Below are 12,728 nucleotides of genomic sequence, written 5' to 3'. Positions count from 1 at the left end.
TCCGCCCAGGCCCGCGCCCCGGATTTTCCTTTGATTGAGGCCAAAGGAGTCCCCGCCCCATGCGTAAATTCCTGTACCCCGGACGCAGCGCCGGCGTACTCGAAACCGCCCTCGCCTACGCCGCCAGTGGCCAAACCCCCAGGAATCGTTTGCGATTCGGCTTCTGGGGTGCCGAGGAGCTCGGCCTGCTCGGCTCGAAGTACTACGTCAACAACCTGCCCACCGCCAGCGCGAGAAGGTCGAGCTCTACCTGAACTTCGACATGATCGCGTCGCCGAACCCGGGCTACTTCGTGTACGACGACAATCCGGCGGGCAACGGCGCCCGTGACGATCTGGTCGCGTACTTCACCAGCAAAAGCATCCAGACCGAGTTCATCGACGTCCAGGGTCGCTCTGACCACGCCGCCTTCAGGTCGCTCGGCATCCCCACCGCGGGAACGTTTTCCGGTGCCGAGGGGACAAAGACGTCCGCTCAAGCCGCGAAGTGGGGCGGAACTGCAGGAAGCGCTTTCGACTCCTGCTACCACCGGTCCTGCGACAACATCAACAACCTGAACCTGACGTCGCTGGACCGCCAGATCGACGCCATCGGCCACATGATCTGGAACGACAGCGACAGCCGCTGCGTTGTCGCTGTGGATCCGGATCGACACGGCCGAGACGACTTCGTCGACGGTCTACGACACGGTCAAGGTGCAGATCGTCGACGGTGCCACGACCACCACACTGGCGACGTACTCGAACCTCGACCGCAACTCGTCGTACGTGCAGAAGACGTTCAACGTCCTTGCCTACAAGGGGAAAACCGTCACCGTGCGGTTCCTCGGCCAGGAAGACTCGTCCCTGCAGACCAGCTTCGTCATCGACGACGTTGCCCTGACGGCTGGCTAAACCGGCTTGCAGAGTTTGCCTGGCGGGATGGCGGCTTCGGTGAGCAGCTTGCTCACCGGGGCCGTCATCGGCTTGAGCTTCGGGTCCTCCAGCCGGGCGGTCTTTCCGCTCACCGTGACCGCGACGATCATGTCGTCGGGGTGCTTGGTGGTCGGCTTCGTCGACTGCAGGGCGGCCCAGTCGACCTGCTGAGCGGCCGTGGTGACGCTCGCGAGCAGGCTCGGGTCGAGCTTGCAGCGGACCGGGTCCTTGCCCCGTGAGCTCACTGTGGCGATGCCGTCCGCATCGATCACCACCTGGTCGTCGAAGCCGGCGAAGCCGCCGGTCCTGGTGACCGTCAGTGGCAGGCCCGCGCTCACCGGCGTCGACTGCGTCACCGTCGGTGTCGTCGGCGTAGGAGTCGTGGTAGGGGTGGTGCTGGACGGCGTACTGCCGGCACCACCGGACTCGTCACCGCAGCCGGTCAGGACGAGTCCCGCGACTGCTGCCAGCACTACGAAGCGTTGGTTCCTCACGCCCCATGGATACACGCAGGGACCCGATTCGTTGCAGCTGTGACACGGCTGAAATGTTGTTGTTAGACCACAGTCGAGACCAGATCCACCAGAGTGCGCGTGAGTACGACGCGGTCCTCGAACATCGCCAGCGTCGCCGCGTCGCCGGGCTGGCTGATCTGCTCGAGCGGGAGCGCGGTGAAGGTGGCTCGAGCCGCCAGCGAACCCAGGTAGCCGTACAGCACCTGCTCCTCGGTCACATGCATCCCGTCCTCGGCCAGCCCCTTCATGAAGGCCTTGAGGATCAGCTTGTGGATCATCGGCAATGCCTCGGGCGCCAGTTCCCCGGCATGTGCGAGCCCGATCAGCAACTGACCGAGGTCGAAGCCGACCGCCTGCAGACAGTCGAAGCCCCAGTCGATCACCACGAACTCGTCCGGATTCTCCTTCGGGACAAGGAGATTCTGCGGACTCGCGTCCCCGTGCTGATAACACTGCGGCAGCGCGTCCAGCCCATCCAGTACGGCGGGCAGCCGCGCCCCCAACTCGAGCAGATCGTCACGCAGTCTGTGGTCGCCGACATTGCAGATCGCGGTCGCCAGCAGCGGGTTCCGCCAGGTCTCCGGGTCGGCGATGGCCGGCAGCGCGGCCCGCATGACCCGGCCGTTCGTGTAGTACCGCAGAGCCACACCAGGAGCCGCCATGCCGTCGCGGGGGAGCAGCGGCTCGACCATGTGCGGCTGGCGACGGGCGGACAGCCGGCCGAGCAGGTAGGCCGCGCGCTCGAAGCGCTCGATCGGCCACGGACCCGGCTCCTGGTCAACGTTTTCCATCCACAGCGTGCCACGATCGTCGTCGTACAGGTCGATCCGGTAAGCCCTGGGCAAACGCATCCCATCGGGAAGCAGGCCGGCGATGCCGCTGCGGTGTACGGCGATCTCGAGCTGCCAGGGCACGTTCTGGATGAAGGACTCGCGGAGCGGCTCGGGCACCATTTCGAGGAACGCCCAGTGCCGGACGGACTGGAACTTCTTCACGAAGCACGACCAGGCGATGGTGTCCGTTTCCGGTGCTCCAGTGGGCAGCGTCGCCGTACCGAAGAGACGGAGCAGGGCCTCGGTGCTCGGCGTGCCGATCGGGTAGTCGACCGGCTCGACCCGGACCTCGCCCGGATCGGCCTCCGGATGACCGGTGATGGTCCGGACCAGTGCGGCGAAGTCGTCCTCGGACAGCGCGTCGCGGCCGAGTGGTTCCAGAGCGGTGATCATGGCTGTGTTCCCCCCAAACGATGTCTACTGCCCATCGTGCGGGAAGATCTTCAGCCAGTCTTCAGTATTGGCACGGAGGTGCCGGAAAGTCAGCCCGCCCTCAACCGGCGCGGTACGTCGCGATGCTCACCGCGATGTAGTGGCAGATGAAGGCGGCCACCGTGAACGCGTGGAAGATCTCGTGGAAGCCGAACCAGAGCGGTGACGGGTTCGGCCGCTTGGTGCCGTAGACGACGGCGCCGATCGAGTAGAGCCCGCCGCCGACCGCGATCAGGGTGACGACCGCGGCGCCGCCCTGGTGGTAGAAGTCGCCCATCCAGAAGATCGCCACCCAGCCCAGCGCCAGATAGATCGGGGTGTAGAGCCAGCGCGGCGCGTGCACCCAGAAGATCCGGAACAGGATGCCCAGCAGGGCGCCACCCCAGACCATGCTGAGCAGCAGGATCCGGTCCTTGCCGTGCAGCAGGACCATGCCGAGCGGCGTGTAGGTGCCGGCGATCAGCAGGAAGATGTTGCTGTGGTCGAGCCGGCGCAGGATCGCCTCACCAGCCGGTCCCCAGTAGAACCGGTGGTACAGCGCGGAGATGCCGAACAGCAGCATCGCGCCCAGCGTGTAGACCGCGGCCGCCCAGCGCGCGCTCGCACCGGGGGCCAGGCAGATCAGCACGATGCCGGCGGCGGTGGCGAACGGAAAGGTGCCGGCATGCAGCCAGCCGCGCAGCTTGGGCTTGAGCGGCCCGAGCCGGCCGGACAGCCGGTGACCGAGTTCCTGTGGCTGGCGGCTGGTAGCGGTCATCGCCGTCCTTTCGAGGGGTGCCGGAGCGGTGGTGCCTCTGCCGTGCGTACCTACGAAACCGTAACCTACGGACGCGTAGGTTCAATGGTCCATAAGAATGAAATGTAGGCGAGATCACCCGTTGGCACACCTCCCCTCGCGTGTCCGACGAACGAACTCTGGCAAAAGTTCGATGTCCTGGTGAGTTCGCTGTGAGCTCGCTGAAGGCCTCACGTGAGGCGCCGATTCTGGGCTAGCCTCGGGACCGAGAGTCTTTGAGGAGAGCACCCTGCCCATGCGGACACCAGGCAAGCAGAAGCTGCGCGATGCCTTGTACACGCTGTACGAGCGTCGAGTGCGCCGGTCCCTGTCACCGGACCGGATCCCGCGGCACATCGGCGTCATCATCGACGGCAACCGGCGCTGGGCCCGCGCGGCCGGCGACCCGGTGTCGCGCGGCCACGAGGCCGGGGCGAACAAGATCACCGAGTTCCTCGACTGGTGCGACGACGTCGGGGTCAAGGTCGTCACGGTCTGGATGCTCTCCACCGACAACCTGAGCCGCCCGGCCGACGAACTCGAGCCGCTGCTGCGGATCATCGAGCAGACGGTCGAGGAGCTGACCGCGATCGGCCGCTGGCGGATCCACCCGGTCGGCGCGCTCGACCTGCTCCCCGGCGCCACTGCCGAGACGCTCAAGGCGGCCGAGACGGCGACCCAGGGCGTCGAGGGAATGCTCGTGAACGTGGCTGTCGGGTACGGCGGCCGCCGCGAGCTGGCCGATGCTGTCCGGTCGTTGCTCCTCGAGGAGGCGGCGAAGGGCATCTCGATCGAGGAGCTCGCCGAGCACGTCGACGTCGAGCACATCGCCCGCCACCTGTACACCAAGGGCCAGCCGGACCCGGATCTCGTCATTCGTACCTCGGGTGAGCAGCGGCTGGGCGGCTTCCTGCTGTGGCAGAGCGCGCTGAGCGAGTTCTACTTCTGCGAGGCGCTCTGGCCGGACTTCCGGCACGTCGACTTCCTCCGCGCGATCCGGAGCTACGCGCAACGAGAGCGCCGCTTCGGGACGTGACACCCCGCCCGCACCGGGAGCACGTCGTACGGCGCCTCAGATAGTAGGCGTACGTCGCCGTACCGAGTGCGGCTCCCCAGACGATCCAGAGGATGCCTGGTCCGTTCACGGCCCAGTTGTCGCCGTCGAGGGGGAGCTGGGCGTTCATCAGACCGGCCGGAATCAGTACGACGGCCACCAGCGACGCCGGCACGATCGCCAGCCGGGGTGGCACCCGCTTGCCCGCCTTGAACCAGATCCACCGCGGGTAGACCTCGCCCCACCGGTGGACCAGGCCGTGGGTGAGGATCCCGCCGCCGACCCCCATCACGGCCAGCGCCAAGCCCATCTCGAGCATGCCCGGGGTCTCGGCCATCATCCGGTGGAAGTCGTCACTGATGCCCAGCGGCCAGCCGAAGTACCAGGCCACTCGGGTGAACTCGTAGGGAAGGTTGGCCACCACCGCGACGGCGACGGCCCAGCGCCCCCAGCGGAGTGCTTCTGTTGGTGTCGTCCAGACTGGCGCGGACCGATCGCTGCGCCCGCAGGAGACGCAGGCGTCGCGGCTGCGGCGGTGGTATGCGATCGCGGTCGCCGCCCAGAGCAGGCCGCCGACGAAAACGATCACCAGGTTGACGCGGTGCCAGTACAGGATGTCGCCGACACTGCCCTGATCACCTGGTACGCCGGTGAACGCGAAGACGATCAGCGCGGGGGACAGGGCAACGATCGCGATCAGCGTGTAGTCGGGAATCACCAGCGCCAGACCGATGGCGAGGACCCCGGCGATCGCCTGCAGCGCCCAGCCGCGTGGCCGGCGCGTCCTCGTCATCACGATCGCGAGCACCGCGCCGCCGACCCCGAGCGCGGCCATGATCGGCGCCACGACGTCCACGGGCGTGCCCTCCAGGATCGAGCCGGACGCACGATCATCGGTCACTTCGGCGAACGGATAGCCGGCTCCACCAAGTGACCAGTAGAGGCCGAGTACGCCGTACGTCAGCGACCAGAGCGCGGTCGCGTAGCCGGTCAGCTGTGGCCAGTTTCTTCGCATGGCAGCAGCCTGTCGCGGCGTACGTCGTACCGGATCACTCCGGAGAGTGATTGGGCTCCCTCGGAGGTGTGGACAAGGTGTAACGAGCCGTTAACCCCGCGGACGGGCGTGTCGGGCTGCGCCAGTTGTGCGGCCGACCTACCCTCGTCAGTGACGGTCGGAGGGGAAGCCGGCTGTCCGGGAGGCCCGATCAGCTTGAGAATCGTTCGCCAGCCGGTTGCCCCATGAGGGGCAGAACGGAGTGCCCGAGACGTACCGTCTCGATCTCACTGGTTCCCGTTGTCGCTCGTGCGGCGCAACGGACGGGGTCTGCACCAGACCCCGGGGCCAGCTCCCGGTCCATCACTTAACCACTGGTGGGCCGGGCGTGGTGCACGTCGCGGCCCGAGAGGACGTGCGACATGGCTGCCACCCACGCCAAGGCGTCAAGTACCTCATCCACACCGGCCCAGCGCACTTTCGTGCTGGACACCTCCGTGCTCCTGAGCGACCCGCACGCGATGCTGCGGTTCGACGAGCACGAGGTGGTCGTCCCGGTGGTCGTCGTCACCGAATTGGAGGGCAAACGGCATCACCCGGAACTCGGCTACTTCGCCCGCACCGCGCTGCGACTGCTCGACGAGCTCCGGATATTGCACGGACGTCTGGACGCACCCCTGCCAGTGGGGGAGAAGGGTGGAACCCTCCGGGTCGAACTGAACCATACCGACCCGGAGACCTTGCCGGCCGGCTTCCGGCTCGGCGACAACGACAGCCGCATCCTGGCCGTGGCCTGCAACTTCAAGGCCGAGGGCAAGGACGTCACGCTGGTCTCGAAGGACCTGCCGATGCGGGTCAAGGCGTCGGCCTGCGGCCTGATGGCCGAGGAGTACCGCGCGGAGCTCACCCTGGAGTCCGGCTGGACCGGGATGAGCGAGCTCGAGGTCAGTACGGCGGACGTCGACGACCTGTACGAGAACGGCGTACTGGAGCTCCCACAGGCGGGAGAGTTCCCGACTCACACCGGGCTGGTGATGCTGTCGGACCGCGGCAGCGCGCTCGGCCGGGTGATGCCGGACAAGCGGATCCGGCTGGTCCGCGGCGATCGTGAGGCGTTCGGGATCCGCGGCCGGTCGGCCGAGCAGCGGGTCGCGCTCGACCTGCTGCTGGACCCTGACGTCGGGATCATCTCGCTCGGCGGCCGGGCCGGAACCGGCAAGTCGGCGCTCGCGCTGTGCGCCGGGCTCGAGGCGGTGATGGAGCGGCGGCAGCACAAGAAGGTGGTCGTGTTCCGGCCGCTGTTCGCGGTCGGCGGCCAGGAGCTCGGGTACCTGCCCGGCTCGGAGTCGGAGAAGATGCAGCCGTGGGCGCAGGCCGTCTTCGACACGCTGGGCGCGCTGACCAGCGGTGACGTGATCGACGAGGTGATGGACCGCGGCATGCTCGAGGTGCTGCCGCTGACCCACATCCGCGGCCGGTCGCTGCACGACGCCTTCGTGATCGTGGACGAGGCCCAGTCGCTGGAGCGCAACGTGCTGCTCACCGTGCTGTCCCGGGTCGGCGCGAACTCGCGGGTGGTGCTCACCCACGACGTCGCCCAGCGGGACAACCTGCGGGTCGGCCGGCACGACGGCGTGGTCGCGGTGGTCGAGCAACTGAAGGGCCACCCGCTGTTCGCGCACGTGACCCTGACTCGCTCGGAGCGGTCCCCGATCGCCGCGCTGGTCACCGAGATGCTGGACGACGTCCAGCTGTAAGGAGCGTACTTACTGAACGGTATTTGCAGTCTGTAAAGCTCAGGTAAGACTTCTGCACTACCCGGTGCGGCCGCCACGCAGGCGGCCGCACCGTTCATTGTGACCTGCTTGTGATCACGGTCCGTTTAGGCCAGAGTATGTTCTCGTTGCAGCCGACGGGGGTCGGGTTTTCTCGGAAGGACAGATGAAAGCGAAGCGCTCCGTCGCGGCTCTCTCGGTTACTGGGATCGCCGTCGTCTCCGTTGTCGCCGGTATCGACCTCTTCAGCTCCCCCGGGAGCAGCGTGGCCTCCGACCAGGTGTCAGGGCGGGCCGAGATGGCCGTGCTGAACAGCGAGAAGGCCCGCGCCGCCAAGACCCCGTCGCCGAAGCCGCTGACCGTCGAGCAGCAGGCCCAGGAGGTCATCCGGCTGCGGAACCAGATCGAGGCCGTCGAGGCGGCCCGGAAGACGATGCAGGACCAGGCCGCGGTGAAGCGGGCCGCCAAGAACGCGGCGCTCAGGCGGTACAAGGCACTGCAGAAGGCCGACGAGAACTCCCGCGAGGAGCGCGCCAGCCGGGACGCGGAGCGGAAGAAGCTCGAGGGCACGCCCAAGGAGGTCGCGATGAACCTCCTGCCCGACCACGGCTGGGGCGAGAGCCAGTTCAGCTGCCTGGACAAGCTGTGGACCAAGGAGTCCCGTTGGCGCGTCAACGCCGACAACCCGACCTCCTCGGCGTACGGCATCCCGCAGGCGCTCCCCGGCGTCCGGATGGCGGCGTACGGCTCGGACTGGCGCACCAACCCGGTCACCCAGATCAAGTGGGGCCTGGACTACATCGAGGACGCCTACGGCTCGCCCTGCGACGCCTGGGCCCACAGCCAGGCCAAGGGCTGGTACTGACGCCCTACCACCCCTTGCTTACGTCCGAAGATCTGTGGCCTATAGCCCTCGGATCTTCGGACGTTATGTCGTCAGCCGTGCCATCCTCCGGCGCGGAGGAGGCGGGCAACCTGGGCCATGTAGTGGTCGGGGGAGATGCGGAGTCCGAGGACTGGAATCCGCAGGACCCGGTCGTTGTCCAGAGTCAGCTCGTTCTGCCGACTGGCGTCGGCGAGAGCTTGTGCCGCTTCCAGGTGGTGGAGACCTTCGATTTCCACGACGGCGCCATACGGCGACCAGGATGAATCCAGGTGGATCACCCCATCGGACCCGCGCCGCCGGGTCTGCCGGTCGGGCTCCGGAAGGCCGTACATCCGGCAGAGGCGTGCGAACTCCAGCTCGCCGATCGACTGTGCGCCGTTCGCCAGATCATCCAGGATCTGGCGGATGAACGTCCGGCGACGATGCCGTCGTACGGCGGAGAACGCCTCGGCCAGGGCGACGGGGGTCGTGATGCGCTGCTGTACCGACATCGCAAGGACGAGTGCGGCCTGTCGATCCGAGCGTGCCCACAGCGCGGCCCTGACGGCAGCAATCGCGGGGCGGACCCGCGGCAGACCCACCTCGATCACATCGCCGGGCTGCCGGCGGCGGGTCTCGTGGACGACGACGTCTCGTGGTCGTCTAGGACGCGAGGACTTGGGCGTCGACACGTGCAACACATCCTCGAATCCTCGGAGACCTGCCGCGCTGAGGGCCGTCGACCCGTCGAGTGCGGCACCTGGACCGACCTCGAAGATCGCTGACCACCATGTCCCCGCGGCGGTCAATTCACCGGTATGCGTCGCCACGGTCTGCTTCTGGTGTGCAGCCCAACGCCCGGCCCTCAGTTCGGCGACGATCTGCCATCGGGTGATTCCCAACCTGACGAGTTGAGAGCGCGAGACGACACCGCCCTGCCGAGCGGCAAGATCGCCGACCAGCTCCCGCCGTCGCGCACGCTCCGTCCGCGCGACGCAGTTCGCGCATCGCCCACATCGCTCCTGTCCGATACATCTGCTGTCTGCCACGCCGACAACGTGCCGTGAGTCTCGCCCTACTCGCCCGACAACTTCGCCGCCTGTGGAGAACCTTGTCGCTTACGTCCGAAGATGTGTGGGCTATAGCCCTCGAATCTTCGGACGTAAGCGCTGGGGGAGGATGTGCCGGTGGCAGAAGTGGCGCGGGCGGTTGGTGAGCGGGGTGAGCTCGTACTGCGGCGGCGGGAGGACGACGGGGCGCTTGAGCTCCGGGTGAACGGCGTGTTCGTGATGGACGACCGGGAGACCTCGAGCGAGGAGCTGCTGGCGTCGGCGGCGCTGGAGTCGGTACGGCGGCCTGATCGTGTGCTGGTGGGCGGACTCGGGCTCGGCTACACCGTGCGGGCGCTACTGGACGACTCACGGGTGGGTCAGGTGGTGGTCGCCGAGATCGAGCCTGAGTTGGTGTCGTGGATGCGGACCGGCCTGGTGCCGTCCGTGCTGGACTCACCGCGCGTGAGTGTTGTTGTTGGCGACGTACAGGCGGTGGTGGCTGCGGAGCCGGATGTTTCGTTGGACGCGGTATTGCTGGACGTCGACAACGGCCCGGACTTCCTTGTCTACAACGAGAACTCGGCCATCTACACCTCCTCGTTCCTGGAAGTCTGCTCCTCGAAGCTTCGACCCGGCGGCGTACTGACCGTCTGGTCGTCGTCTTCCTCTGCCGCTTTGGAAGCCGCCGTCTTGGGTGTGTTCGGCGCCTGCCAGGTGAAGCCCGTCCCGGTCGACCTGCAGGGACGCGCCGAGACCTACTACGTCTATCAGGGCTCGATTTCCACAGACTGAGGATCGGGATCCGGTCGAGGGCACCGGGAGACGTATTTTGTAGGTATGGGTGACAACGTGGAGTACAGGATCGAGCACGACACGATGGGCGAGGTGAAGGTGCCTCGGGACGCGTTGTGGCGGGCGCAGACCCAGCGTGCGGTGGAGAACTTCCCGATCTCCGGCCGGCCGCTGGCGCCGGCGCTCGTGCACGCGCTGGCGCAGATCAAGGCGTCGGCGGCCGTGGTGAACGCCGAGCTGGGCGTGCTGGACGGTCAGCAGGCCGCGGCGATCGTGGCCGCCGCGGACAAGGTGGCCGCAGGGGAGTACGACGCCGAGTTCCCGATCGACGTGTTCCAGACCGGCTCGGGCACGTCGACGAACATGAACGCCAACGAGGTGCTCGCCACCCTCGCCACCCGTGAGCTGGGTGCCGAGGTGCATCCGAACGACCACGTGAACGCCTCCCAGTCCAGCAACGACACCTTCCCGTCGGCGATCCACGTCGCGGCCACCGCGGGCGTCGTACGGGATCTGCTGCCGGCGCTCGAGCAGTTGGCGCAATCCCTGTCCGACAAGGGATCCGAGTTCGCCGAGGTGGTGAAGTCAGGGCGCACGCACCTGATGGACGCGACGCCGGTGACGCTCGGGCAGGAGTTCGACGGGTATGCGATGCAGATCCGTCGCGGTGCGGATCGGGTCCGCGCGACGCTGCCCCGGGTGGCGGAGCTGCCACTGGGTGGTACGGCGGTCGGCACGGGGATCAACACGCCACCAGGGTTCGCGGCCAAGGTGATCGAGGAGCTGAACCGTCGTACCGGCTTGGAGCTGACCGAGGCGGCGGATCACTTCGAGGCGCAGGGGGCGCGGGACGGCCTGGTCGAGCTGTCCGGGCAGCTGAAGACGATCGCGGTCAGCCTGACCAAGATCTGCAACGACCTGCGCTGGATGGGGTCGGGGCCACGGGCCGGGCTGGGCGAGATCGCGCTGCCGGACCTGCAGCCAGGGTCGAGCATCATGCCGGGCAAGGTGAACCCGGTGATCTGCGAGGCGACGCTGATGGTCGCCGCGCAGGTGATCGGCAACGACACGACCATCACCGTGGCCGGTGCCGGAGGCAACTTCGAGCTGAACGTGATGCTGCCGGTGATCGCGCGCAACCTGCTGGAGTCGATCACGCTGCTGACCAACTCCTCCCGGCTGCTGGCCGAGCGCTGCGTCGACGGGATCACTGCGAACGTCGAGCACGCGCGCGCTCTGGCCGAGTCGTCGCCCTCGATCGTGACGCCGCTGAACCGCTACATCGGGTACGAGAACGCGGCCGCGGTGGCGAAGAGCGCGCTCAAGCAGGGCAAGACGATCCGCGAGGTCGTGATCGAGAACGGCCATGTCGAGAAGGGCGATCTGACCGAGGAGCAGCTGGACGCGGCGCTCGACGTGTTGTCCATGACCAGGCCGGCTTCCTCGTGACGGCGGCGGCGCGGCCTGAGCCGGGGTCGCCTGAGCCGGGGTCGCCTGAGGCGGGGGCGCCTGGGCCGGAGCGGTTCTGGGAGCCTGGGACGACGATCGAATGGGTCTATCAGGGGACCGGGCGGCATGCGGACAAGCCGAACGTGCGGCCGATGACGGTGGTGCGTGACGACGAGGACGGACTGGTCGCTTGGCTCGCGCCCGGTACGCCGCTGATCAAACCAGTGCTGACCGACGGCCGGGAGACCCGGTACGCCGGTCCGGTCGCGATGTTCACCGAGGAGCGGGTGCTGAAACTCGACATCTGGCGCGGCACCGGCATCCTGAAAGTTCTGCCACCGGGGAAGCCTTGGTCGGTGTGGCATTTCTGGGCGGAGGACGGTACGTTCCGCGGCTGGTACGTGAACCTGGAGGCTCCACATGAGCGTGACGTGGCAGGCCGCCGTACCAGCACGGTCGATCACGTCCTCGACCTGTGGATCCGCCCGGACCGCACGATCGAGTGGAAGGACGAGGACGAGCTGGAAGGCGCGGTGACCGCGGGTCGCTTCACGTCTGCCGAGGCTGCGGGGATCATTGCGGACGCACACGCGGCGGTTCGCGAGATCGAGGCCTGGAGCTCACCGTTCTCCGACGGCTGGCAGTCTTGGAAGCCGCCGGCCGACTGGCGCCTTCCGGCCGCACCGACGACTCATCAGCCGACTCTGATCGCCGAGGAGCTCCACAGTTGACGGTGCCTCAAGCTCTCCTGCTCAGCGGCGGTGGTGGGGTCGGGAAGACCACCATCGCGCAGGCCATCGGCCGCTTGCTCACCTCACGGCGCCAGCTGACCGGCGTACTCGATCTGGATGCCGTCGCACAGTTCGGGCCACCGCAACCTGCTGATGGGTTCCGCTTTCACGACCGGCTCAAGATCCGCAACCTTGCTGCTGTGTGGACGACGTACCGAGAGGCCGGCGCCCAGTTTATGGTGGTGAGCGGACATGTGGAGTCGCCCGAGCTCCGGGCGGCGTACACCTCGGCTTTGACGGACTGCGACGTACAGATGGTCCGGCTGCTCACGCCGGCGGACCTGATCGCCGAGCGGACCCGCACGACCCGCGGTCCGGACTGGTCCCTCGAAGCCGCCCTCGCCGAGGCCGCCAACCACCAGCCGATTCAGGACTTCACTGTCACCAACGATCGCGTGCCTGCGGAGGTGGCCGGCGACATCGTCCGTACGGCGGGCTGGAGCGACTGACACAACGTGTGGGTCACGAGGGGTTCCAACCGCGGGGT

Annotated in this window: 13 protein-coding genes and 1 pseudogene; 10 read left to right on the top strand and 4 right to left on the bottom strand. The window is 67.5% G+C overall.

Going from position 1 to position 12,728, the window contains the following annotated elements:
- Positions 1-59: 59 nt before the first annotated feature.
- The 3 genes and pseudogenes from EV646_RS40040 (at position 60) to EV646_RS40030 (ending at position 893) form a co-directional block, all read left to right on the top strand.
- A complete protein-coding gene (locus EV646_RS40040; RefSeq protein WP_241995871.1) occupies positions 60-254 on the top strand; it encodes a M28 family peptidase in 195 nt (64 codons plus the stop codon).
- An 8-nt stretch (positions 255-262) separates the two neighbouring features.
- A pseudogene (locus EV646_RS40035) lies at positions 263-535 on the top strand (hydrolase); the annotation flags it as partial.
- A 94-nt stretch (positions 536-629) separates the two neighbouring features.
- Complete coding sequence (locus EV646_RS40030; protein WP_241995868.1) at positions 630-893, top strand: hypothetical protein; 264 nt, start codon at positions 630-632, stop codon at positions 891-893.
- Here EV646_RS40030 and EV646_RS12865 read toward each other — a convergent pair.
- The 3 genes from EV646_RS12865 to trhA form a co-directional block, all read right to left on the bottom strand.
- Complete coding sequence (locus EV646_RS12865) at positions 890-1,408, bottom strand: hypothetical protein (RefSeq protein WP_241995867.1); 519 nt, start codon at positions 1,406-1,408, stop codon at positions 890-892. The two genes, EV646_RS40030 and EV646_RS12865, sit on opposite strands and share 4 nt — an antisense overlap.
- 62 nt (positions 1,409-1,470) lie before the next feature.
- Positions 1,471-2,655, bottom strand: a complete 1,185-nt coding sequence (locus EV646_RS12860) for a phosphotransferase (protein ID WP_132148037.1) — start codon at positions 2,653-2,655, stop codon at positions 1,471-1,473.
- A gap of 100 nt (positions 2,656-2,755) precedes the next feature.
- The gene (gene trhA / locus EV646_RS12855) at positions 2,756-3,451 is read right to left on the bottom strand and encodes a PAQR family membrane homeostasis protein TrhA (RefSeq protein ID WP_132148035.1); all 696 of its coding nucleotides are present in this window, start codon (positions 3,449-3,451) and stop codon (positions 2,756-2,758) included.
- Positions 3,452-3,725: 274 nt separating this feature from the next.
- Between trhA and EV646_RS12850 the strand changes: the two genes are divergently transcribed.
- The 3 genes from EV646_RS12850 (at position 3,726) to EV646_RS12835 (ending at position 8,157) form a co-directional block, all read left to right on the top strand.
- Positions 3,726-4,505, top strand: coding sequence for an isoprenyl transferase (locus EV646_RS12850; RefSeq protein WP_132148033.1), 780 nt, complete (start codon positions 3,726-3,728; stop codon positions 4,503-4,505).
- A gap of 1,434 nt (positions 4,506-5,939) precedes the next feature.
- Positions 5,940-7,274 carry a PhoH family protein gene (locus EV646_RS12840; protein ID WP_132148031.1) on the top strand — a complete coding sequence of 445 codons (1,335 nt, stop codon included), beginning with the start codon at positions 5,940-5,942 and terminating at the stop codon, positions 7,272-7,274.
- Positions 7,275-7,458: 184 nt separating this feature from the next.
- Positions 7,459-8,157: an aggregation-promoting factor C-terminal-like domain-containing protein gene (locus tag EV646_RS12835; RefSeq protein ID WP_132148029.1), complete on the top strand. Its 699-nt coding sequence runs from the start codon at positions 7,459-7,461 to the stop codon at positions 8,155-8,157.
- A 71-nt stretch (positions 8,158-8,228) separates the two neighbouring features.
- On the opposite strand, the gene EV646_RS12830 is transcribed toward EV646_RS12835, so the two are convergent.
- Positions 8,229-9,059 (bottom strand): hypothetical protein, encoded by an 831-nt coding sequence (locus EV646_RS12830; protein ID WP_132148027.1) that lies wholly within the window; start codon positions 9,057-9,059, stop codon positions 8,229-8,231.
- Between the two features lie 285 nt (positions 9,060-9,344).
- Between EV646_RS12830 and EV646_RS12825 the strand changes: the two genes are divergently transcribed.
- The 4 genes from EV646_RS12825 to EV646_RS12810 all read left to right on the top strand — a co-directional run bounded on the left by EV646_RS12825 (position 9,345) and on the right by EV646_RS12810 (position 12,690).
- Positions 9,345-10,001 (top strand): spermine/spermidine synthase domain-containing protein, encoded by a 657-nt coding sequence (locus EV646_RS12825; RefSeq protein WP_132148025.1) that lies wholly within the window; start codon positions 9,345-9,347, stop codon positions 9,999-10,001.
- A 45-nt stretch (positions 10,002-10,046) separates the two neighbouring features.
- Entirely contained in the window at positions 10,047-11,450 is a 1,404-nt protein-coding gene (locus EV646_RS12820; RefSeq protein ID WP_132148023.1) for a class II fumarate hydratase, read from the top strand.
- A 152-nt stretch (positions 11,451-11,602) separates the two neighbouring features.
- Positions 11,603-12,181: a ribonuclease FAU-1 family protein gene (locus tag EV646_RS12815; protein ID WP_241995865.1), complete on the top strand. Its 579-nt coding sequence runs from the start codon at positions 11,603-11,605 to the stop codon at positions 12,179-12,181.
- Entirely contained in the window at positions 12,178-12,690 is a 513-nt protein-coding gene (locus EV646_RS12810) for a hypothetical protein (RefSeq protein WP_132148019.1), read from the top strand. The genes EV646_RS12815 and EV646_RS12810 overlap by 4 nt, the downstream gene beginning before the upstream one ends.
- Positions 12,691-12,728: the final 38 nt, after the last annotated feature.

Origin of the sequence: Kribbella antiqua (genome assembly GCF_004345665.1) — a bacterium.
GTDB classification, from domain to species: Bacteria; Actinomycetota; Actinomycetes; order Propionibacteriales; family Kribbellaceae; genus Kribbella; species Kribbella antiqua.
Note: the sequence above shows the minus strand (reverse complement) of the source record. Positions and strands in the feature narration are given on the sequence as shown.